The following is a 21,208-nucleotide window of genomic DNA, read 5'->3' as shown; positions in this document are numbered from 1 at the left end:
TTTGGCACCTGAAACAAGAAAGGGCCTCTGTCGTGCCAAATGAAAGTCGACTGACAATGTTACAGATGTGCTAATTCAAGATGAACTGTAACGGAATTGGAGGCGTCAGCAACCAGATACCAAAGGTGCAAATGTCATTTCAAATCAACTTCCAACGGCTCATTATCGATATTCTTTTGCACACGCGGGTTTTGACGATCATCCGAGCAACAAATCATCAGGGGCAACCAGCTTGCTGCCAGCGCTACCGGCGCCCGCCTCAATCCATATGCGCGGCAGGAGCGGCCGCGCCGGCCGGAGCGGTCTTCGGCTTGCGCAGCAGGAAGACAAACGGAATGGCAACCAGCGTCATCACCATCAGCAGTTTGAAGTCGTTGACGTAGGAGATCATCATCGCCTGGATGTTGACCATGCGGTCCACCTGCGAAAGTGCCGTCGGATCGCCGCCTGCTGCCGCCGGCGAGGCCGCCCACAAATTGGGGTTGAACGGGTTGATGAAAGCCGACAGTTCGGTGTGATTGACCTGCGTGTTGCGCACCATGAGAACCGTCACCACCGACACGCCGATCGACGAACCGAGATTTCGAACCAGGCTGAACAGGGCCGTGGCGTCGGTGCGGAAGCGCACGTCGAGCGTGGCGAAGGCCACCGTCGACAGCGGCACGAACACCATGCCCATGCCGAGGCCCTGGATGACGCCGGAGCTGAGGATCAGCCAATTGTCCATCTGCGGCGTGAAGGAGGACATGGTGTAGAGCGACTGCGCGGTGAGCAGAAAGCCGATGACGACGAGGATCCGGGCGTCGATCCTGCTCATGAGCCGCCCAACGACAAGCATCGAAATCATCGTGCCGACACCGCGCGGCCCCAGGACGACGCCGATGGTGACGGTTGGATAGCCGAAGATGGTCGACAGCATCGGCGGCAGCAGCGACATCGAGGCCAGGATCAGCACGCCCATGACGAAGATGAAGGCCAGGCCGGTGACGAAATTGCGGTCGAGGAAGATCTTGGGGTCGATGAAAGGACGTTCCGCCGTCAGTGTATGGATGATGAAAACCCAGAAGCCGGTGATCGAAAGAGCAAGCTCGATCCAGATTTCGACCGAGGAAAACCAGTCGACCTCGCCGCCGCGGTCGAGCAGCAGCTGCAGTGCGCCGACGCCGAGCGAAATCATGGCGAAACCGAAGAAATCGAAGCTGCGGATCCGCCGGGCAACGACCGGCAAATAGGCTGCCATGCCGAGGAAGGCGATGATGCCGACCGGCAAATTGATGAAGAACACCCAGCGCCAGTTGAAATTCTCGGTCAGCCAACCGCCCAGCGTCGGACCCAGGATCGGCCCCAGCATGATGCCGGCGCCCCAGATGGCCATCGCCTGGCCGTGGCGTTCCCTGGGGTTGATGTCGAGCAGGAAGGTCTGCGACAGCGGCACGATGGCGGCGCCGAACACGCCCTGCATCAGCCGGAAGAACACTATGCTCTCCAGGCTCCAGGCAATACCGCACAGCATCGAGAACACGGTGAAGCCGACAACCGCCGCCAGGAACAGTTCCTTGCGGCCGAAGCGGTCGGCCAACCAGCCGGTCACCGGCGTCATGATCGCAGCGGCAACGATGTAGGAGGTCAACACCCAATTGATGTTGTCGGGCGAGGCGCCGAGGTCGCCGGTCATGGTCGGCAGCGCGACATTGGCGATCGTGGTGTCGAGCGCCTGCATGACGGTCGCCAGCATCAGCGCCACGGTGATCAAGCCGCGATGCGGCACTTCCTTGAAAGGTTCTGGTGTGGTCATGATGCGGAACTTCCGACAGGTAACAAAAACGTGTACACTAGGTTTCCGGGCGGCGAGGCCTTCTCTGGTGAAGAGACCTTCATCGCGGTGGGACGCGATCTATCGATGTGGGGGTTACATCGATCGAAGGTCTCGACACATCAGGCGCTTGCCGCCCGGAAATCCAAGGTCCGAAGACGGCGCCGAAGTGGTCCAGGTTCTGGGCAGGCCGCGATGCGGCCCGGTCCAATCCACCCCTCGTTCAACCTGCCGTCGGACCGATCCTGTCATCTCAACTTCACCTCGCCTGCGGCGGGCGTTCTGCCGGGCCGTGTTCCTGCTTTTCGAGATCACGGTCCATTCACAGTCTATTGTGCTTCGCCTGCGGTGGCGTGGCCGAAGATAGCGGGGAAGCCGCGGGCAACGCCGGTATCCACCGTAACCGAGGCGCTCATGCCGGTGCGCAGCGCCATTTTGGCGTCGGCATCGGTCAGCTCCAGGCGCACCGGAATGCGCTGCGTGACCTTGACCCAGTTGCCGGTCGCGTTTTGAGCTGGCAGCAGCGAAAACTCCGCGCCGGTGCCGGCGCCGATCGCCTTGACGGTGGCCTCGAAAGTTCTGCCCGGATAGGTGTCGACGACGACCTCGGCCTTCTGGCCAGGCTTCATGTGGGTAAGCTGGGTTTCCTTGAAATTGGCATCGATCCAGGTGTCGCCGGTCTCGACCAACGCAAACAGCGGCGTGCCGGAACCGACATACTGGCCGACCTTGAACGAGGAGGCCTGGCTGATGACGCCGTCGGCCGGCGCCTTGACCGTGGTCTGCGCCAGATCGTAGGCGGCCTTGTCGCGCGCGGCGAGTGCGGCCATCACCGTCGGATGCTTGTCGGTCTCGATATCGGGATTGCCGGCGAGAGCCGCCTTGGCGCTGATGATGCCTTGCTCGGCAACGGCCAGTTGCTGCCTGGCCTTGTCGAGATCGTTCTTGGCCTCGTCCAGCGACGATTTGGCGTTGATGCCCTTCTGGGCAAGGTCGGCGGCGCGGTCATACTGCGACTGCGCGTAGTCGACCTGGCTGGCATCAGACTTTTCCTGCGCCAGTGCCTGGCTGTAGGCGGCGCGCAGCTGTTCGATTCCGACGCGTGCGACTGCGACCGCCGCGTCGGCCTGGGTTAACGCGATCCGGTAGGGCTCGGGGTCGATGGCAAACAGCACATCGCCCTGCTTGACCTGCTGATTGTCCGAGATGCCGACCTGAACGATGCGGCCGGCGGTGTCCGAGGCGATCGACACCTTGGCCTGCTGCAAATTGGCGTTCTCGGTTTCCTGATAGCGGCCGCCGGTCACCCAGACATAACCGCCACCAATGGCCAGCGCGGCCGGCAGGGCGACCATCAGCAGCAAGCGGCCGAGGCGGCGCTTCTTGACCGGAGCCGGAGCGGGTTGAACCGGGGGAGCCACCGCGACAGGTGCTGCGGCCGGCTGTGCAGGCGCTTCGGCGGCCGGCTTTGCCGGCGTCTCGATCTTGGTTACATTCTCGTCTAGCTTGGCTGCCGCGTTCATGCTGCTGCCCCTTCCGTACTCTTCAAGGACGACGTCTCGCCGTCCGCCAGGTTTTGCACGATGGTGTCCAGCGCCCGGATAAGGACGCGGCGGTCGTCCGGCGAAACGCCGACCAGCGATTCCTCATAAACTTCGCCAGCAAGGCTTTTGACCTCGGCATAGGCCGCGTTCGCCTTGGCTGTCGGGAAGATCATACGCACGCGCCGGTCAGTTGCGTCGGAGCGCCGCTCGATCCAGCCGCCCTCCTCCATCCGGTCGACGAGGCGTGAAACGCTGATCGGCTCGATTTCGAGAAGTTCGGCGAGGCGAGCCTGGGCGACGCCCGCCTCCTTGGCAACGCGAACCAGAAGCCGCCATTGTGCCGAGGAAAGGCCAAGTCCGCTGGCGCGCGCCTCGAAACGCTTGCGCATAAGGCGCTGCACGTCGTGGATCAAAAAGCCCAATCTATCTATGCCGTCGGAAACCATGAGCGGTATATATTATAAGCGTGCTTACCATTCAAGGCGCCGCATTGCACCAGAGCCGAAAAAGAGGGATGGCAGCCATGCAGATGCGGTCATGGCACAGTCAATGACGGTTGCGGATGACCTCCCGACCGTGACGTGAATTGCCGTCGAGAACGCCGCGAGGAGAAAGGTCGTCTTGCGCGTCCTCGCCACCGGCACACCTAGGCTTTCGGCGGCATTTTCGCCGGCGGGGAAGGCATCGAGCCGGCGGTGGTTCCACAGGGCATAGGCAAGGATGGTGCCCGCACCCAGCGCGCCTGGATATTGTCCCAGCGAGCCAGGCCGAGGCCGCCCAGCAGCGGCTTTCCACGATGGTGACCTACCACAGTCGACCAGCGCCCTTCGATTTTACGACAGGCGCAATTTCGATCAAACTGGCCTCGCAAAAAGCCGGCAGCATGGAGTGGCCAAATGAGAGGAGACTCATGAACCCGACCGAGAAAGCGCTGTGGTTTGTCGAGAGCCATTTGCCGGAAGCGATCTCGCTTGAGGATGTCGCGCAAAGCAGCGGCGTCTCGCGCTTTCATGTGACGCGCGCCTTTGGCGCCGCCACCGGCCGTTCGGTGATGGGCTATATGCGCGCGCGCCGGCTGACCGAAGCGGCGCGCAAGCTGGCTTCCGGCGCGCCCGACATCCTCGCTGTCGCGCTCGATGCCGGCTACGCCTCGCACGAAGCCTTCACCCGCGCCTTCCGCGATCAGTTCGGCACGACGCCGGAACTGGTGCGCGCGCAGGGCAGCCTCAGCAATCTCGACCTGGTGGAGCCGATCCTGATGGACCAGTCCTTCCTCGCCTCACTGCCGCCGCCGCGCTTCGAGACCGGCCGTCCCTTCCTCATTGCCGGCCTCGGCGAGCGCTACAGCTGCGAAACCAGCGCGGCCATTCCGATGCAGTGGCAGCGCTTCGGTCCCTTTATCGGCAACATCCCGGGCGAGACCGGCGACGTCGCCTATGGCGTCTGCGTCAATGGCGACGATGCCGGCAATTTCGACTATATCGCCGGGGTCGAAGTTTCGGATTTCTCGGACCTGCCGAAGGAGCTTTCGCGTGTGCGGGTGCCGGCGCAGAAATACGCCGTGTTCACCCATGCCGAGGACATCTCCACCATCCGCCGCACCGTCAACACGATCTGGAACAAATGGCTGCCGGCCTCGGGGCACGATATAGCCGACGGCCCCGAATTCGAGCGCTACGGCCCGGAGTTCGATCCGCGCAGCGGCAATGGCGGGCTGGAGATATGGGTCCCGGTGGCCTGAACGCCGCTACAGCTCCAGGTTCCAGTTCTGGCCGGCCAAATCCTTGCCGAAGGCGTGATGGCGCTCTTCGTCCACCAGCCTGAAGCCGGCACTCTCGTAGATGTGGCGGGCGGCGGTCAGGATGTCGTTGGTCCATAGGGTCAGCGTCTTGTAGCCCTTGGCACGAGCAAAGCCGATGCACTCCTGAACCAGCCGCTTGCCGATGCCGAGGCCGCGCGCCGATGGTTCGACATAGAGCAGGCGCAGCTTCGCCACCGCGTCGGATTTGCGCACGACGAAGACCGAGCCGACCACCTCCCCTTGCCGTTCGGCAATCCAGCTGCGTTCCCATTCTGGATCGAAGGATTTTACGAAGGCGCCGAGGATTTCGGCGACCAGCGCCTCGTAGGTTTCGTCCCAGCCATAGTCCTGTGCGTAGATCTGTCCTTGGCGGCGCACCACCCAGCCGATGTCGCCGACCTGCAAGGGGCGCAGCATATACGGCACTTTGGACTCCGGGCTGTCGCCCAGGAGTTGCTGCACCGTCTGCATGGCCTTGACCAGCCGGTCCTGTTCGGCAGCAGGAAGCCGCTCCAGCAAGGCCGCGACCTGGTCGTGCGAAGCCCGGTTCAGCGGCGCGAAGGCCTGCCGCCCCACCGGCGTCAGCGTGATCGACGACTGCCGCGCATCCGACGCCAGCGGCGCGCGCGCAATCAGCTGCAGGTGCTCGAACTTCTTCAGGAGCCGGCTGACATAACCGGCGTCGAGGCCGAGATCGCGGATGAGATCGCTGGCGGTCAGGCCATCGCGATGCGCCAGTTCGTAGAGCACCCGCGCCTCGGTCAGCGAGAAGGCGCTTTTCAGCAGGCCTTCGTCGAGCAGACCTATCTGGCGGGTGTAGAAGCGGTTGAAAGCCCGCACCGCGTCGATGCGTTCCTTGCCGGGTTGATGATGGATCGTCATGGGAAGCCTCCTGCCCATCAACGATCGGTCATTTATTTGACTTAGTCAAGTATCGAGGAGATGCTCCCCCGGTCGTGTCTCAGGCGATGGCGCGGCGGCGCCGTGCGATCAGGACGAACAGGCCGAGCAGCACAACGCTGGCCGCAGCACTGGCGGCGGCAAATTCCGGCACCGGCCGAAAATCCTTGCCGTCGATCAGCAGCGATGCCGCGACCGGGCCGATCGCCAGACCGAAAAGCTGGGCCGCCGGCACCAGAAGCACGGCCGTGCGCGTCTCGTCGGCGGTGATCGCCAGCCGGATCTGATAGGGCACGATGAACAGAAGGATGAAGCCCATGATCAAGGCCGCGACCCAGAAAACCGTCAGGCCGGGGCTGCCGGCGAGCATCACGGAACTGGCGACGGCGACCACGCCGATCGCCACTATGGCGAAGCGGTAATCGATGCGCGCCTCGAAGACGGTAGCCGTCATTGCGCCCAGCACCTGCAATGCGAGGTTGGCCGAGACGATCAGGCCGACGGTGCGGCCATCGATGCCGTATTGTGCGCCAAGTGGCTCGAGAAACGCCCAGACCGAGCCGAAGAACATGAAGTAGCAGAAGACGCTCAGCAAAGCGGCAAGCGAAGGAACGGTCAGCACATTGCTGAACTGTTCCTCCTTGGGCAGGTCGGCATAGCTATCCGGGACGATGAAGGCGACGGCCACCGAGGCGATGCAGACGACGGCAAGAACGATGAAGCCGCCCGCCGATCCGGCGGCCGGGATGACGTAAAGCGCCAGCAGCAGGGCAAGGGCGCATTGCGCCAGGGTCTGAAGGGTGACGAAGAAGCCGCCGATGCGCTCGGCCCGGCGTGAACGGGCGATCAGTTCCGTGGCGACCGCCACCAGCCCACCCTCGGCGAGGCCTGCCACCGCGCGGGCGGCAATCAGCGAGGTCGAGGTCAGCGCATAGGCGGTCGCCCCGTTCGCCAGCGCCAGCAAGAGCAGAAGGACGGCACTTTTCAAGCGCATATTGTGGGCGGACAGCATCATGGCGATGGCCGCCGATCCGATGCCGATGGCGATCATCTCCGCCGTGGCGACCAGCGCGAGTTCGTCACCGCTGACATGCCCTTCGGTGTAGAGCGCGCCGAGAAGCACCGGCTGCAGCCCGAGAATGAGCAGCCCGACCGAGCCGATCCACAATGCCGAGGCGAGTTGCGCCCCAGTGGGGTTGCCGACCAGCCAGTCGCCGTTCCCGGCATCCGCGTTACCAGCAGAAGTCACGGTCGCCTCCCAACGTCCTTGCCTGACGGCAAAAAAACTGACAGTCTGTCAGCATTTAGAAACTGATACTCGATCATATTCGTTTGTCAATCAGTAGCGGGACTTGGCACCAACAAGGCTGGGGATGGTCTTGGCGATCGAATGGTCTGGGCGATCGAGAGGATGGCGGCATGAACGAAGCAGTGCAGATGACGACCGAACCGAGGCGCAGGCCCAAACAGGAGCGCAGCCGCGAGCGCATCGACGCCATCCTGTCGACGACCATGCGGCTGATCGGCGAGAAAGGCATCGACGCCGTCACCATGAAGGAAGTCGGCGCACAGGCCGGCGGGCCGATCGCCACCGTCTATCATTACTTCCCCAACAAGTCGGCGATCCTGGCGATGCTCTACGAGCGATTCTCCGAAGTGAGCCGCGCCCGGCTTGCCGCGATCGTTGCCGACGTCGGCGGGCTGAGCGACGTTATCGCTGCGGCCGACCGGCTGCTCGACGACTACTATGAGCGCGTCGCCGGCGACCCCGCCATTCAGGACCTGCAAAACGCCATCCAGGCTGACAAGGCGCTGAAGAATCTCGACATCGCCGAAACCCGGCGCCAGGCGACGATGTTCTGCGACCATGTCGGCCCCTTTCTCGCGCCAGAGCGACGCAATGAGTTCGGCCGTATGGTTTTCCTGATCTTCCAGCTGGCCGGCGGCGTCGTGCGCATGGCGCTGACCCAGAACCAGGAGGAAAGCCGCCACACCATCGACGACTACCGGTCGATCATCCATACGCAGTTGGGACTGTTTCTCTAGCGCCCGATTCGACCCCGTCCGGTCTGGTGGATGAGGTTTTCGAAGCCGTCGGCCAGGTTGGCGGTGCCGGCGGCAACGATCTTCGACAGGTTCCTGGCGCGACCCGGGGTCTTGTTGGCATCGAGCAGCACGGCCCTGCCCTCATGCACGACAAAGTCGAATTTGCCATAGTCGAAGCCCAGCTTCCGACGCAAGGCGCGCAATTCGTCGGGAACCGCAACCGGCTCCCGGCGGATGGTGTCGTCGCCCTTGACCAGGCGCTGCGGCGAGACATAGCGGGTGCAGCGCTCCCGATCGCCGCAGAATATCCAGAACCGCGCCGCAAACCCGTCGGGCTCGATTTCGGGAATGAATTTTTCCACGATCAGGTCGGCACGCCTGAAAATCTCCGGCGCCACATCGGCCAGCGAGGCATGCACCTGATAACGGTCGAAGGTCTGAGCGCCCGGGAAAGGCACTGCCTTGCCGGCGCGAACGGATTTTCGGTTGAGCTGCTCCTCGGGCGTCCCCCAATGATTGAGGTTGCTCTTGACGATGACCTGGCCGCTCCAGTTGGCACCCTCCTCGAGGATCGCACCGCTGATGCGGCGCTTGGAAATGTCGGTTGCACCAAGATTGAGACAAATCGGAAATCCGCGCGCGTAGTCGACATAGTCCGATGGCGTCACTGTCGCGTCGACATGCAGGACGGCAATATCGGCGTTATGACTTGCCGAGGGTCCACGCATGATCTGCACGGAGTGACCGCGCCGTTTCAGCTCCGCCAGGACGTCGAACAGCATGTAGGGGCTGTCCTGGCGCAGCAGGAGGCCCCGCCGGCTCTGGAAGCGGTCAAATTCATGCGTTATGACGGCAATGCGGGCCATGGCCTTTCCTGCATGAGGTAACTCGCAAGGCAACCAACAGCCTGGAAGGAAATATGTCCAGCCTTTCCCCAAACCGTTCCGCATGACTGAGCATTGGGACGCAATTCGCCGTCATTGGCGGCTTCTCGGGTCGCCGCTGTGTCCGCCCCCGGAAGCTGTCGCCGCCTATGAGCGCGAACTTAGCCTGCAATCAGTCGATGTGGTGCTGCTCGGGGTCACGCCGGAGCTTGCCGGCCTCGGAAGGACCATGCTCGCGATCGACGAGTCCACTGCCATGATATCGGGCATCTGGCCGGGCGATACCGCCTCACGCAAGGCGGTGATCGGCAACTGGCTGGAGTTGCCGCTGGGCGACGAAAGCGCCGGGGCGGTGATCGGCGACGGCTGTCTGTCGGCGCTGGACTCCTCGGTTGCACGGCAGGCGCTGCTTGCCGAGATCGCGCGTGTGCTGAAGTCCGATGGGCGGGCTGCATTGCGCGCCTATGCAAGCCCTCAGGTGCCGGACGATCTGCAGGAGGTCCGGGCGCTGACGCTGTCCGGTGGTGTCGCGACCTTCCACGAACTCAAATGGCGCATTGCCATGGCTTGTGCCGGCGGCGATCCCGACCGCGCCATTCCGGTGCGGGCGATCCTCGACGCCTTCGATGCGCTGTTTGCCGACCGGGAGGCCCTTGCCGCGACGACCGGATGGGAGATGCCGGTCATCGGCACCATCGATGTCTATGCGAATTCGCAGACTGTCTACAGTTTCGCCCCGGCGGCGACGCTGGTCGAAGAGGCGAGCCGGTTTTTTGACAGTGTCCGCCTCGCGCCGACAGGGGGTTATGGGCTGGCGGAACGATGCCCGCTTCTGGTGCTTAAATCGCCGCGGCGCCGGTAGGGTCTGCCGTCGGATCGCGGCACGGCTCCAATTGGCACAATTGTGCTCACCGTTCGCCTTGACTCTCGAAAGCCACGCGCTTATTTCAGCGCACGTTAGCACTCTCCCCAGGTGAGTGCTAACGCACATCCGGCACCGCCGGATCGAGGAACAGCTCTCACCGTTCTCATTCGAGGAAGAAAAAATGGCAAAGTCGAAGTTCCGCCCGCTTCATGACCGCGTGGTCGTACGCCGGGTCGAATCCGAATCCAAGACCGCCGGCGGGATCATCATCCCGGATACGGCAAAGGAAAAGCCGCAGGAAGGCGAGATCATCGCCGTCGGCTCCGGCGCTCGCGACGAAGCCGGCAAGCTGGTCCCGCTGGACGTCAAGGCCGGCGACCGCATCCTGTTCGGCAAGTGGTCGGGCACCGAAGTCAAGCTCAATGGCGAAGACCTTCTGATCATGAAGGAATCCGACATTATGGGCATCATCGGCTGATCATCGGCCTCACCGTCAACTAATTTCGGGCTTGATCGCAAGCCCCCTGCCAGGAGCTAAAAAATGGCTGCTAAAGACGTAAAATTCTCCCGCGACGCCCGCGAGCGCATGCTGCGCGGCGTCAACATCCTCGCCGACGCAGTGAAGGTCACGCTCGGCCCCAAAGGCCGCAACGTCGTCATCGACAAGTCGTTCGGCGCACCGCGCATCACCAAGGACGGCGTCACCGTCGCCAAGGAAATCGAGCTTGAAGACAAGTTCGAAAACATGGGCGCGCAGATGGTCCGCGAAGTTGCTTCGAAGACCAACGACATCGCCGGCGACGGCACCACGACCGCGACCGTTCTGGCGCAGTCGATCGTCCAGGAAGGCCACAAGGCCGTTGCCGCCGGCATGAACCCGATGGATCTGAAGCGCGGCATCGATCTGGCCGTCACCGAAGTCGTCGCGGCTCTCGGCAAGGCTGCCAAGAAGATCAAGACCTCCGAGGAAGTTGCCCAGGTCGGCACGATCTCGGCCAATGGCGACGAGTCGGTCGGCGCCATGATCGCCGAAGCGATGCAGAAGGTCGGCAATGAAGGCGTCATCACGGTTGAGGAAGCCAAGACCGCCGAGACCGAGCTGGAAGTCGTCGAAGGCATGCAGTTCGACCGGGGCTATCTCTCGCCCTACTTCGTCACCAACGCCGACAAGATGGTTGCCGAGCTCGAGGACGTCTACATCCTCCTGCACGAGAAGAAGCTGTCCAACCTCCAGGCCATGCTGCCGGTTCTCGAAGCCGTCGTGCAGACCTCCAAGCCGCTTCTTATCATCTCGGAAGACGTCGAAGGCGAGGCTCTGGCCACGCTGGTCGTCAACAAGCTGCGCGGCGGCCTGAAGATCGCCGCCGTCAAGGCGCCGGGCTTCGGTGATCGCCGCAAGGCCATGCTGGAAGACATCGCCATCCTCACCGGTGGCCAGGTCATCTCGGAAGACCTCGGCATCAAGCTCGAGAATGTCGGCCTCAACATGCTCGGCCGCGCCAAGAAGGTGTCGATCTCCAAGGAGAACACCACCATCGTCGACGGCGCCGGCAAGAAGGCCGAGATCCAGGGCCGCGTTGCCCAGATCAAGCAGCAGATCGAAGAGACCACGTCGGACTACGACAAGGAGAAGCTGCAGGAACGTCTGGCGAAGCTCGCCGGCGGCGTTGCGGTGATCCGTGTCGGCGGCGCGACGGAAGTCGAAGTCAAGGAAAAGAAGGACCGCGTCGATGACGCCCTCAACGCGACCCGCGCGGCCGTGGAAGAAGGCATCGTTGCAGGCGGCGGCGTCGCACTGCTGCGCGCTTCGGCCAACATCAAGGTCACCGGCGTCAATGCCGACCAGGCTGCCGGAATCAACATCGTTCGCCGTGCACTGCAGGCTCCGGCCCGTCAGATCGCTTCGAACGCAGGTGCTGAAGCTTCGATCGTTGCCGGCAAGATCCTCGACAACAAGGGCGCGACCTACGGCTACAACGCCCAGACCGGCGAGTATGGCGACATGATCGCCATGGGCATCGTCGACCCGGTCAAGGTCGTTCGCACCGCTCTCCAGGACGCGGCTTCGGTCGCCGGCCTGCTCGTCACCACCGAAGCCATGATCGCGGAGGCTCCCAAGAAGGAGTCGGCTGGCGGCGGCATGCCTGGCGGCATGGGCGGCGGCGGCATGGGCGGCATGGGCGGCATGGATTTCTAATCCAAGCTATCTGGCTTATGCATACGGAAAGGGCGCCGAGAGGCGCCCTTTTTTGTTTTGGAAAGCGGATGGTTAGGCGGCGCTGTCCGCCTGCCGCGCAACCTTGCCTGCAAGCACCGCCTGCTCGACAAGTGCCGCCACCTCGTCGGCCACCACCAGCACCGGTGCACGGTCGCGGGTGGCCCGCGCAATCACCATAAGCCCTTCCAGCGACGATTCGATCAGCAGCGCCAAAGCGTGCGCGCGGCGTTCGGGCACCCCTGCCCTGACGAAGGCCTGTCGCAGCAAGCCGATCCATTGCTCGAAAGCCGATCGGCAGAGTTCCGCCAGTTCCGGCACATCGGTGGGTGAATCCAGCACCACCGGCGCGATGGGGCAACCCAGCGAAAAATCATTGTCCTCCAGCATGCGCCCGACCGACTGGTAGATGTGATGGACGGCCACTGCAGGATCGCTTTCGGCTGCCAGTGCTTCGCCCAGCCTTTTCGTGACGTCGGCAACGCTGTTGCGCGTCACCTCGATGACCAGTTGGTCCTTGCCGCCCGGGAAATGAAAATAGAGCGAGCCGCGCGGCGCCCCGCTGGCGCCCAGAATGTCGTTGAGCGAGGTGCCGTGATAGCCGCGCTGCCTGAGCAACAGGCCTGTGGTCTCGAGTATGCGGGTGCGGGTGTCGTTGGCCATGTCAACCTCTGTCAGCAGTGACGCATTATAGGCCTCGCCAAGAATATGACAATCGGTCTATATAATATGTGGATCAGTCTATATACTATTAAGGAGAGTGACATGCGCAGCTACCGGCTCGAAGGGTTTGGTGGAACCGAATCCCTGGCGATGCGCGACGAGGCGCGGACGGAACCGAAACCGCATGAGATCGTGGTGCGAGTCCGCGCCGCCTCCCTCAATCGGCGCGACACGATGATCCTTGGCGGCACCTATCCGTTGCCGGCGCGGCAAGGCATCGTGCCGCTGAGCGACGGCGCCGGTGACGTCGTCGCAATCGGCGATGCCGTCACCCGTTTTGCCGTCGGCGACCGCGTCACCGGCAGCTACTTCGCCCGCTGGATCGATGGCCGCATCAATGCCGGTCTGATCGACCAGCTCGGCTGTACGCTGGACGGCATGCTGACTGAGTTTGCCGTGCTCGACGAACAATGGGCGGCGCGACTGCCCGATCATCTGAGCTGGCACGAAGCGGCGACGCTGACCTGCGCCGGCGTGACGGCCTGGAACGCGGTGACCGGGACCCGGATTCCGAAGCCTGGTCAATGGGTTCTCACCATCGGTTCGGGTGGCGTTTCGCTGTTTGCTCTGCAGTTCGCCAAGTTGCTCGGCTGCCGGGTTGTCGCCATCACATCGCGCGCGGAGAAGGCCGACAGGCTGCGGGCGCTGGGCGCCGACCTCGTTGTCTCCAGCACCGACATACCGGAATGGGGCGGCTGGGCGCGCGAGCAGACAGGCGGCATCGACCTCGTCGTCGAAACCGGCGGCCCGGCCACCTTCGCGCAGTCGCTGATTGCCAGCACGCTTTATGGACACATCGTGCTGCTGACGCTGCAGGACGCCAGTGGCAGATCGATCGAGATGCCGGCAGCGCTTTATCAGCGCAGCCTCGCCACCATCAGCCGCCTGTTCGTCGGCAGCCGCAGCAATCTCGAGGCCATGCTGCGCGCCGTGTCGCAGCATCGCCTCAAGCCCGTTATCGACAGGGTCTTCCCCTTTGCCGAAGCCCCCGAAGCGTACCGCCACTTCTGGCAGGGCGACGTGTTCGGGAAGGTTGTCATCGACTGCGCCTGACCCAATTGCCCGCTTTTCAACCCCGAACCAGGAGAACGACCATGACCATCCGTGAAGCTTCCGCAGAATGGCAAGGCACGCTGAAGGAAGGCGGCGGCCGTCTGCGGCTTGGCAGCGGCGTCTTCGAAGGCGCCTATTCCTTTCCGTCGCGGTTCGAGAACGGTCCGGGCACCAATCCCGAAGAGCTGATCGGGGCAGCACATGCCGGCTGCTTCTCGATGGCGCTGACCTTCATCCTCGGCCAGGAAGGCCACGTCGCCCGCACCATCCGCACCGTCGCCAAGGTGCATCTCGGCGCGACCGCCGCCGGGCCGACGATCACCCGCATCGAGCTCGAAACGGAGGCGGAGGTCACGGATCTCGCCGAAGACGAGTTCGAACGCCTGGCGCAGTCGGCCAAGGCGACTTGCCTCGTCTCGCGCGCCTTGGCCGGCGTGCCTCAGATCACCCTAAAGGCCGTGCTGGTCAAAGCCGTCAAAGATCGATGAAACCGGGAGAATATGATGAAACAGGAGCTTATCATGGACGCAGTCGGGAATGATTTGTCCCGGCAGACGGCCGAGATCATGCATCGCTTCAACGATGTGTTCCAGCTGCACGATCCGTCCGCGCTTGCCGAGTTGGTGGCGAAGGATTGCGTTATCGAAAACACCGTGCCGGCGCCGAACGGCGCCCGCCATGCCGGCAAAGAGGCATGCATTGACCTATGGTCGGCGATCGCCACCCAGCCTGGCACGCGCTTCGACCTCGAGGAGACATTCGTCGCCGGCGAACGGGCGACGATCCGCTGGCGCTACTTCATGGCCGGCGGCAACTCCATCCGCGGCGTCAATCTGATGCGCGTCGCGGATGGGCTGATCGTCGAGGCGATGGGTTACGTCAAGGGATAGAAGCGTTGCCCGATACGGCACTCCCGTTCCCAGCCCGGAATCTCGCTCCAGTCGAGTTTCCGGGCCGGTTTTCTGGTCACTGGATGACGCGGTGCAGCTTCACCGTGGTGCTGGGACTGTTCTGGATGGTCTCGAAGATCACGCAATAGCGATCCGTGAGTTCGAGCAGTTGGTCGAGCTGGCTTTGGGGAGCGTCGGTGTCGATGTCGAACCGCAAGCGGATTTCCTTGAAGCCGACTGGAACACCCGCAGTCACGCCGAGCGTGCCGCGAAGATCGACGTCACCTTCCGCGGAAACTTCGGCGGACCTGATCGGAATTTCGAGCACGGCCGCCGCCGCGCGCATCGAGACACCGGCGCATGCGATCAGCGCCTCCAGCAGCCCCCGGCCATCGGATGGATGCCGGCAAGCGCCAGCCCGCGTCCGGTCTCGACCTTGCAGGTCACGGTGGACGCGTCGGCGACGCCTTTGGCCTTCAAGGTGAGGAACGCGGCCTTCGCATCCCTGCGATAGAGATCCTTGATCGGCTCCTGCGTGGCGCGAAATGTTGCGATTTCCATGAACAATCTCCTGTCTTGAATTGTCGTTGTCAAAAATGGCGAGCAGTGGCCGGGCCTTATTCCGGCACCGCGATGCCGGAGCCGCCGAGCTCAGCCGGAAAGTCCCTGAGCTTGGGCAGCCCGTCCTTCATCGGCAGCACGGTCTCAGCGTAGTTGACGTGAACCCCAGGCGTGAATTTCACGCCTGGTATCGTTGCCGCATAGACATCGACCAGGCCGAGCGGCGGATGAACGGTCATCAGATGACCACCGCATTTCGTGCAGAACTGGCGATCGCTCATTTCGGTCTTCTCGAACCCGGACAGGAACTCCGCGCCCCCGGTGACCTTGACGTTCTGAGGCTTCCACAGCGTGAATGCGTTCACGGGAGACGCCGACCACGATCGACAAGAACCGCAATGGCAATAGCCCATTGCCTCGGCGGCTCCGTGCACTTCGATTTCCACGGCGCCGCAAAAACACCCGCCCTTATGTACCGTCATGACTTTTGTCCCTGGTTGGTTTCGACAGCACTCAGCGCCCACTCTCGGCAGCGCTTGAGCACCGGTGCAGGTTTAGGAGTTCTGGCCGCGAACTGAATCATACGGCGTCCGCCTCGCTTGACAGCGCGTCCGGAACTCGAAAGGGATGGCTCACCGGCTAGCCGGGTGCGGGACGAAACGGAATGGCCGGGGATGCTCTGTCTGACCTGTTGAGGACGGTACGCCTTACCGGCGCGACGTTTTTTGACATTGAGGGCCACGAGCCGTGGGCCGTCTGCTCGCCGGCGCCATCGTCCATCCTGCCGAAGATCCTGCCCGGTGCGGACCATCTGATCTCCTACCATGTGGTAACGGCCGGTCGCTGCTTCGCGCGCATCGTCGGCCAGGAAGCGATCGCGCTGGAGGCCGGCGAAGTCGTCGTCTTCACCAGGAGCGACCCGCATATTATGTCCAGCAATCCGGCGTTGCGCGCCGATCCGCCGACAGCCGACGTTCTCGACATCGCAACAGCCGGCCGGATGCCGTTTTACATCAACTGCGCCGGCGACGGCGCGACCTCGGCCAGGCTGGTTTGCGGCTATCTCGCCTGTGATGCACAGCCTTTCAATCCACTGCTCGAGGCTTTGCCGCCGGTGATCAAGGCCGGAGATGCCAAAGGCGATGGCGGCTGGCTCAGCCAGTTCATCAACCTGGCTGTCACGGAGGTGGCGCAAAAGCGCGCAGGCAGTGAAACGGTGCTCACCAAACTGAGCGAACTGATGTTTGTCGACGTGTTGCGCCGTTACTTGGAATCGCTGCCGCCACAAACCACGGGATGGCTGGCTGGCCTGCGCGATCCGCACCTGGCGAGGGCACTGGCGCTGATCCACGACCGGCCGGCGCATAACTGGACGGTGGAGGCGCTGGCGAAGGACTCCGCGCTGTCGCGCAGCGTGCTCGCCGAACGCTTCACCAGGCTGGTCGGCATGCCGCCAATGCATTATCTCGCCAAATGGCGCATGCAGATCGCCTCGGAGCTGCTCAGCGCCGCCTCCAGCAACATGGCCAGCATCGCCGCTGAAATCGGCTACGAATCCGAGGCAGCGTTCAGCCGCGCCTTCAAGAAGATGATCGGCCTTCCTCCCTCGGCCTGGCGTCTAGGCATCCGGACCGGATCCGGAACCGACGAAGAGTAGGCCGATGCCTGCTAGATCCTGTTCTATCGATCAGCCAGCGCCAGCTTGGCGCCGAGCATGACAAAGGCGCCGGCGAAGGTGCGGCGCATCCAGGTCAGCACCATCGGCCGCGACACGACATGGCTGCGGATCGAGGCGGCAAAGATGCCGTAAGCGACGAAGACGACGAAGGTCAGCAGCATGAAGACGCTCGATAGCTCCAGCATCTTGGCAAATGCGTTCGGTTCGGTGGTGCTGACGAATTGCGGCAGGAAGGCAAAGAAGAAGATCGACAGCTTCGGGTTCAGGATGTTGATCAGGATACCGGAGGTGATGACCTTGGCTGCCGAGCGGGGTGCCGCGTTTTCATCGACGCTCAGGCCGCCCTTCTCCTTCAGCGTGTTCCAGGCCATGTAGAGGAGATAGGCGACGCCGAGATATTTCAGCGTCTCGAAGGCGACAGCACTTGTGTGCAGCAGCGCCGCCAGGCCGGTGATGGCGGCGGCCATATGCGGGATGATGCCAAGCGTGCAGCCGAATGCAGCAGTGATCGAGGCGCGCGCGCCTCGCGAAAGCCCGGCGCTCAGCGTGTAGAGAACGCCGGTGCCGGGCGAAGCCACGACGATCAGCGACGTCAACAGGAATTCGATGCTCATGGTTCCTCCAACGCCCTGCCCGTAGTGGAAGCTATCGGGGGATGTGGGATGAGGCAAGGTGGGCGTCGGCTAGATCGTTGGCATCCCGTGCGCCTTGCGCGCCATCAGGCAATCGTCGCCGCCAGGCATGCAGGCGTGGCAGACGTCCGGGCGGATCTCGTAGATGCCGCAGGCCGTGTGCTTGCCGATCTCGCCCGTAAGCGCCGAACAGCGCACGCCCTCGCAGCGCATGCCGGACAGGTCGGCGGACACGAACTTTTCCGGAATCCGGTCAAGTTGCGCATCGTCCTCGGTCGAGAAGCGCGGCCATTCGGCCGAGTAGGAGCAGCAGGCGCCGCAGCTCTGGCAATCGAAAACCGGCTGGTCGTCCTGTTTTGACGACCGGATATCCCTGGCGGCCAACGCGACCAGCCCAGGTGCTGCGAGATTGCGATCGGCTTGGTGCGGCAAGGCGCTATTTCTTCTTGCCTGCCTTGCCCTTGGGCGTGGCGGCTGGCGCCTCGAACAGATCGGTTGCCGACGGTTCGGCGGCCTTCGGCGCGGCAGCGGGCTTGGCCTGCTTTGCAGTGGCAGCAGCCGGCGCTGCCGGCTGGTCCTTGGTGGAAAACTTTATGGCCATGTCAGTCCTCGTCGGAAAAGCGGGATGATGGTGCGCGCGGATTGCGCAAGCGGCCGATCAGCGCCGAGACCGCTGTGATGTTCATTTCCTCGGGCGACCAGTTCCTCGCCTCGGCAATGTGGTGCGCCGCCAGTTCGCGATGCGTGCTGCCGCTATAGGCGGCATCCTGGTAGGTCACGCGCTCCTGGGTCTTTTTGTCCTCGCGGACATATTCGACCAGATAGTTCGGGGCTTCGGCACGGCCGCGCACGCCGACGCGCACCTGGGCATCGCCATGCGCGCGCTTGCAGCGCTCGAGCTTTTCCAGCACACGGCGGACATATTCGACCGGCTTGTCCAGGCCCGGGACCATGGACGCTATGGTCGCATCGGCATCGATCGGCGTCGGCGGTACGCGCTTGGTGGCCATCAGCGTTTGCCTGCCCGCTTCGGCAGCGCCGCAAGGGCTGCGGCCGCTGCCATGTCGTCGGCTTCCTTTTCCTTGCGCAGTTCGCGCAAGCGCGCGGTCTTGGCTTCGCGCGCCTCGCTGACGGCATCACGCTCGGACAGGATGCGGTTGAGTGACATCGACTGGGTTTGCGTCTTGCTGAACAGCGAGCCGGCCTGGTCGGCGGTCTTGGATTGAGTGGTCAAAACTTTCTCCTGTCGGGAGCCTGGTGCCGATAGAGCGAGAGCGGCCTTCGATTACGACCAAAGCAATACGGCAGCGGGGCAGTATGGGCGGTTCAGATTGCTGGAGCGTCCCTTAGCACGTTCCGGCCGGCGTGCGGCGCACTTTTAGCGGCATGACGCACAAAATGAAAAAGGCCAGGCACCGCCTGACCTTCCATGAAAGCGCCGCGCATCCAGTTGGATGCGCAAGGCGCTCCTTTCAGCCTTTCATCGGTGCCAGTACATCCGTGGTCACCGGAAGGCCGAATTCCTTATCAGGCCGCCTTCAACTGGTCGGCGGACATCTTGCCCGACTTGTTGTCGCGGGTCATCTCGTAGCCGAGCTTCTGACCCTCGACGATGTCACGCATGCCGGCGCGCTCTACGGCCGAGATGTGGACGAAAACGTCGGCGGAGCCGTCGTCAGGCTGAATAAAACCAAAACCTTTGGTGGCGTTGAACCATTTCACTGTGCCGGTGGCCATGAAGAACCCTTTCCCTGGCAAATATTCGTTCACCATCGTGCGACTGCACAACAGCGTTTTGTCTCGATTTTTGATGGGGAAGTTCGTCAAAGGCGCGCATCATGCGCGGATAACAAAAGTCGGTCAAACAAATATCGACATATTTCTTATAGACTTCTCTTAGCGCCGAGTCAATTTCTGGTTTGGCCAAAGCCCAAATTCAACCTGAGGATGCCTGAGGCATAAGCCTCACTGACGAGGTGGCGGAGCGCAAGGCGTTCCCAAAAAATATTCCACGCCCCGGAACCAATCGCAAGCCGGCGCATTTCCGTGGTGTCAGCAATTCAGAGAGCAATCTCAGTAATGCTGGCAAAAGGACGCCTCCCGCACATTAAACGGTGCGAGAGGCGTTCTTGTATGTGCCGTTTTCTGACACAATTCCCAAGGGAAAACCGTTTCACACTTTTCCTTAAACTTACGCTCGCCTACAGGATCGCGCTGATCAGCGGCAGGATCTCGTAGCGGAAACCGCGGCCGGAGCTCGACACCGGATCGCCGTCGGTGACCGCTCTTGCCTCGGCTTCGCTGCCGACACGCAGGATCAGCAGACCCCAAGGGCCGGCCGGGTCGGCGACCGGCCCGGCGAGGATCATGGTGCCCTCGGCAAGCTTGCCGCGCAGATAGTCGGCATGCCGGCCCATCAACTCCCTCTCCTCCTCCGTCAGGGTGAAGGCGAAGTCCGGCCGAGGCGGGATCAGCCGGCAGTGGAAGATTGTTGGCGCGGTAGTCTCACGCGGTCCATCATTGCTGGCCATCGGTCACTCACCGTGATGTCATTAGTGGTCCTATTCGTCCGGGCCGGGTTCCGGCCAAGTCTCCTTCGCTGCTTCCGCATACCAGTGCCGCATCGCCGGCGTTGCCAACACGGCGTCGACGTAGGCGCGCGTGTCGGGCGCGAGCTTGCCGCCATAGGTGTCGAAGCGGGTGACGACAGGTGCATACATGGCATCGGCCGCGGTGAAATGACCGAACAGGAAGGGGCCGCCTTTGCCGTATTGTTCCCGGCACTGGCGCCAGATCGTTTCGATGCGCGCGCGCTGCATTTCGCCTTCGGCGTCGAGCGGCTTGTGGCCCTTCGGCCGGCGCAAATTCATCGGCCAGCCATAGCGCACCTCGCGAAAGCCGGAATGCATCTCGGTCGCTACCGAGCGGGCCAGCGCTCGGGCGCCGATATCCTGAGGCCAAAGCTTTTTCTCCGGAAACAGGTCGGCGAGATATTCAAGGATGGCAAGGGTTTCCCAGACAATCCTGCCATTGTGATTCAACACTGGCACAAGGCCGGTGGGCGAGACTTTCGCCAGAGCGGCAAAGGTTTCGGGCGTGCGCAGGCGCACGAAACCTTCCTCGAAAGGGATATCCAGATGCTTCATCGCCACCCATGGCCTCAGCGACCAGGACGAAAAGCACTTGTTGGCGATGATGAGCGTAAATTCAGCCAAGGCGGTCTCCCCAAAATTTCGTCACACTAGTCACACGATACGACGCGGCAAAGCGTTTCGGCGACCATATAAGCGACCAGATGCGACGATGATCGCCGCCCAGGGAACCTAAGCCAAGCCGGCCCGTTTGCCTCCTGCGAGTGAATCCCCGGAAAGCCCAGGAGATGTAAAGATGGTGAACAAGGATCAGGTTGCCGGCGTGGCCAAGCAGGTCAAGGGCTCGGTCAAGGAGGCCGGCGGCAAGGCGACCGGCAACAGGCAGACCCAGGCCGAAGGCACGGCCGACAAGACCGCCGGCAAGGTGCAGAAGGTCTATGGCGACGTGAAGGACAAGATCAAAAAGGCGCTCTGATTCGATCTTGGAGGCAATGAGGAAGGCGGCTCAAGG

26 protein-coding genes and 2 pseudogenes are annotated in these 21,208 nt (G+C 62.8%); 10 read left to right on the top strand and 18 right to left on the bottom strand.

The window, feature by feature from the left end:
* Positions 1–259: 259 nt before the first annotated feature.
* From NKH38_RS12565 to NKH38_RS12550, 4 genes and pseudogenes are all read right to left on the bottom strand, one after another.
* Positions 260–1,795 (bottom strand): DHA2 family efflux MFS transporter permease subunit, encoded by a 1,536-nt coding sequence (locus NKH38_RS12565; RefSeq protein ID WP_023671527.1) that lies wholly within the window; start codon positions 1,793–1,795, stop codon positions 260–262.
* A 347-nt stretch (positions 1,796–2,142) separates the two neighbouring features.
* The gene (locus NKH38_RS12560) at positions 2,143–3,336 is read right to left on the bottom strand and encodes an HlyD family secretion protein (protein WP_352760473.1); all 1,194 of its coding nucleotides are present in this window, start codon (positions 3,334–3,336) and stop codon (positions 2,143–2,145) included.
* Positions 3,333–3,803, bottom strand: coding sequence for a MarR family winged helix-turn-helix transcriptional regulator (locus tag NKH38_RS12555; RefSeq protein ID WP_023705728.1), 471 nt, complete (start codon positions 3,801–3,803; stop codon positions 3,333–3,335). Before NKH38_RS12555 ends, NKH38_RS12560 begins: the two co-directional genes overlap by 4 nt.
* Before the next feature lie 126 nt (positions 3,804–3,929).
* A pseudogene (locus NKH38_RS12550) lies at positions 3,930–4,138 on the bottom strand (iron chelate uptake ABC transporter family permease subunit); the annotation flags it as partial.
* 129 nt (positions 4,139–4,267) lie between these two features.
* Here NKH38_RS12550 and NKH38_RS12545 point away from each other — a divergent pair.
* The gene (locus NKH38_RS12545; protein WP_352760470.1) at positions 4,268–5,098 is read left to right on the top strand and encodes an AraC family transcriptional regulator; all 831 of its coding nucleotides are present in this window, start codon (positions 4,268–4,270) and stop codon (positions 5,096–5,098) included.
* Between the two features lie 6 nt (positions 5,099–5,104).
* On the opposite strand, the gene NKH38_RS12540 is transcribed toward NKH38_RS12545, so the two are convergent.
* Both NKH38_RS12540 and NKH38_RS12535 read right to left on the bottom strand, forming a co-directional pair.
* Positions 5,105–6,040 (bottom strand): bifunctional helix-turn-helix transcriptional regulator/GNAT family N-acetyltransferase, encoded by a 936-nt coding sequence (locus tag NKH38_RS12540; RefSeq protein ID WP_352760467.1) that lies wholly within the window; start codon positions 6,038–6,040, stop codon positions 5,105–5,107.
* Positions 6,041–6,119: 79 nt separating this feature from the next.
* On the bottom strand, positions 6,120–7,307 hold the full coding sequence (locus tag NKH38_RS12535) for an MFS transporter (protein ID WP_023700643.1): 1,188 nt from the start codon (positions 7,305–7,307) through the stop codon (positions 6,120–6,122).
* Positions 7,308–7,477: 170 nt separating this feature from the next.
* Here NKH38_RS12535 and NKH38_RS12530 point away from each other — a divergent pair, with 170 nt between their 5' ends.
* Positions 7,478–8,104 carry a TetR/AcrR family transcriptional regulator gene (locus NKH38_RS12530; RefSeq protein WP_023739207.1) on the top strand — a complete coding sequence of 209 codons (627 nt, stop codon included), beginning with the start codon at positions 7,478–7,480 and terminating at the stop codon, positions 8,102–8,104.
* Here the strand turns inward: NKH38_RS12530 and NKH38_RS12525 are convergent.
* Positions 8,101–8,970 (bottom strand): hypothetical protein, encoded by an 870-nt coding sequence (locus tag NKH38_RS12525; protein ID WP_023689545.1) that lies wholly within the window; start codon positions 8,968–8,970, stop codon positions 8,101–8,103. The genes NKH38_RS12530 and NKH38_RS12525 overlap by 4 nt on opposite strands.
* 82 nt (positions 8,971–9,052) lie before the next feature.
* Between NKH38_RS12525 and NKH38_RS12520 the strand changes: the two genes are divergently transcribed.
* The 3 genes from NKH38_RS12520 to groL all read left to right on the top strand — a co-directional run bounded on the left by NKH38_RS12520 (position 9,053) and on the right by groL (position 12,050).
* Complete coding sequence (locus NKH38_RS12520) at positions 9,053–9,850, top strand: class I SAM-dependent methyltransferase (RefSeq protein ID WP_023739206.1); 798 nt, start codon at positions 9,053–9,055, stop codon at positions 9,848–9,850.
* 184 nt (positions 9,851–10,034) lie between these two features.
* Entirely contained in the window at positions 10,035–10,331 is a 297-nt protein-coding gene (groES, locus tag NKH38_RS12515) for a co-chaperone GroES (RefSeq protein ID WP_006203049.1), read from the top strand.
* A gap of 63 nt (positions 10,332–10,394) precedes the next feature.
* Complete coding sequence (gene groL / locus NKH38_RS12510) at positions 10,395–12,050, top strand: chaperonin GroEL (protein WP_023709705.1); 1,656 nt, start codon at positions 10,395–10,397, stop codon at positions 12,048–12,050.
* 72 nt (positions 12,051–12,122) lie between these two features.
* On the opposite strand, the gene NKH38_RS12505 is transcribed toward groL, so the two are convergent.
* Positions 12,123–12,731, bottom strand: a complete 609-nt coding sequence (locus NKH38_RS12505; RefSeq protein ID WP_023684303.1) for a TetR/AcrR family transcriptional regulator — start codon at positions 12,729–12,731, stop codon at positions 12,123–12,125.
* A gap of 102 nt (positions 12,732–12,833) precedes the next feature.
* Here NKH38_RS12505 and NKH38_RS12500 point away from each other — a divergent pair, with 102 nt between their 5' ends.
* From NKH38_RS12500 to NKH38_RS12490, 3 genes are read left to right on the top strand one after another with little or no spacing between them, the layout of a single operon-like run.
* Positions 12,834–13,844, top strand: a complete 1,011-nt coding sequence (locus NKH38_RS12500; RefSeq protein WP_352760462.1) for a zinc-dependent alcohol dehydrogenase family protein — start codon at positions 12,834–12,836, stop codon at positions 13,842–13,844.
* A 41-nt stretch (positions 13,845–13,885) separates the two neighbouring features.
* Positions 13,886–14,332 carry an OsmC family peroxiredoxin gene (locus tag NKH38_RS12495; RefSeq protein WP_023684306.1) on the top strand — a complete coding sequence of 149 codons (447 nt, stop codon included), beginning with the start codon at positions 13,886–13,888 and terminating at the stop codon, positions 14,330–14,332.
* Between the two features lie 15 nt (positions 14,333–14,347).
* Positions 14,348–14,734 (top strand): nuclear transport factor 2 family protein, encoded by a 387-nt coding sequence (locus tag NKH38_RS12490; protein ID WP_023756410.1) that lies wholly within the window; start codon positions 14,348–14,350, stop codon positions 14,732–14,734.
* Between the two features lie 76 nt (positions 14,735–14,810).
* Here NKH38_RS12490 and NKH38_RS12485 read toward each other — a convergent pair.
* Together NKH38_RS12485 and NKH38_RS12480 are read right to left on the bottom strand one after the other, a co-directional pair.
* Positions 14,811–15,295, bottom strand: a pseudogene (locus NKH38_RS12485) (OsmC family protein).
* A 56-nt stretch (positions 15,296–15,351) separates the two neighbouring features.
* The gene (locus NKH38_RS12480) at positions 15,352–15,777 is read right to left on the bottom strand and encodes a GFA family protein (RefSeq protein ID WP_023715197.1); all 426 of its coding nucleotides are present in this window, start codon (positions 15,775–15,777) and stop codon (positions 15,352–15,354) included.
* A gap of 182 nt (positions 15,778–15,959) precedes the next feature.
* On the opposite strand from NKH38_RS12480, the gene NKH38_RS12475 reads away from it, so the two are divergent.
* Positions 15,960–16,952, top strand: a complete 993-nt coding sequence (locus NKH38_RS12475) for an AraC family transcriptional regulator (protein ID WP_352760456.1) — start codon at positions 15,960–15,962, stop codon at positions 16,950–16,952.
* A gap of 23 nt (positions 16,953–16,975) precedes the next feature.
* On the opposite strand, the gene NKH38_RS12470 is transcribed toward NKH38_RS12475, so the two are convergent.
* From NKH38_RS12470 to NKH38_RS12435, 8 genes are all read right to left on the bottom strand, one after another.
* The gene (locus NKH38_RS12470; protein ID WP_023689918.1) at positions 16,976–17,587 is read right to left on the bottom strand and encodes a LysE family translocator; all 612 of its coding nucleotides are present in this window, start codon (positions 17,585–17,587) and stop codon (positions 16,976–16,978) included.
* 69 nt (positions 17,588–17,656) lie between these two features.
* Positions 17,657–18,037 carry a YkgJ family cysteine cluster protein gene (locus NKH38_RS12465; protein WP_023715196.1) on the bottom strand — a complete coding sequence of 127 codons (381 nt, stop codon included), beginning with the start codon at positions 18,035–18,037 and terminating at the stop codon, positions 17,657–17,659.
* Positions 18,038–18,041: 4 nt separating this feature from the next.
* Positions 18,042–18,206, bottom strand: a complete 165-nt coding sequence (locus NKH38_RS12460; RefSeq protein WP_023671505.1) for a hypothetical protein — start codon at positions 18,204–18,206, stop codon at positions 18,042–18,044.
* Between the two features lies 1 nt (position 18,207).
* Positions 18,208–18,615: a hypothetical protein gene (locus tag NKH38_RS12455; RefSeq protein WP_023671504.1), complete on the bottom strand. Its 408-nt coding sequence runs from the start codon at positions 18,613–18,615 to the stop codon at positions 18,208–18,210.
* Entirely contained in the window at positions 18,615–18,839 is a 225-nt protein-coding gene (locus NKH38_RS12450) for a hypothetical protein (RefSeq protein WP_023671503.1), read from the bottom strand. Before NKH38_RS12450 ends, NKH38_RS12455 begins: the two co-directional genes overlap by 1 nt.
* Positions 18,840–19,132: 293 nt before the next feature.
* The gene (locus NKH38_RS12445) at positions 19,133–19,342 is read right to left on the bottom strand and encodes a cold-shock protein (protein ID WP_023671502.1); all 210 of its coding nucleotides are present in this window, start codon (positions 19,340–19,342) and stop codon (positions 19,133–19,135) included.
* Positions 19,343–19,806: 464 nt separating this feature from the next.
* Positions 19,807–20,136 carry a YciI family protein gene (locus NKH38_RS12440; protein ID WP_023723612.1) on the bottom strand — a complete coding sequence of 110 codons (330 nt, stop codon included), beginning with the start codon at positions 20,134–20,136 and terminating at the stop codon, positions 19,807–19,809.
* A gap of 30 nt (positions 20,137–20,166) precedes the next feature.
* Entirely contained in the window at positions 20,167–20,820 is a 654-nt protein-coding gene (locus NKH38_RS12435; RefSeq protein WP_023689914.1) for a glutathione S-transferase family protein, read from the bottom strand.
* A gap of 172 nt (positions 20,821–20,992) precedes the next feature.
* Here NKH38_RS12435 and NKH38_RS12430 point away from each other — a divergent pair, with 172 nt between their 5' ends.
* Positions 20,993–21,172, top strand: coding sequence for a CsbD family protein (locus tag NKH38_RS12430; protein WP_023671498.1), 180 nt, complete (start codon positions 20,993–20,995; stop codon positions 21,170–21,172).
* Positions 21,173–21,208: the final 36 nt, after the last annotated feature.

This window comes from Mesorhizobium sp. M1078 (assembly GCF_040318615.1).
In the GTDB taxonomy this organism is placed as follows: domain Bacteria; phylum Pseudomonadota; class Alphaproteobacteria; order Rhizobiales; family Rhizobiaceae; genus Mesorhizobium.
This window is presented reverse-complemented; position numbering and strand designations above follow the sequence as displayed.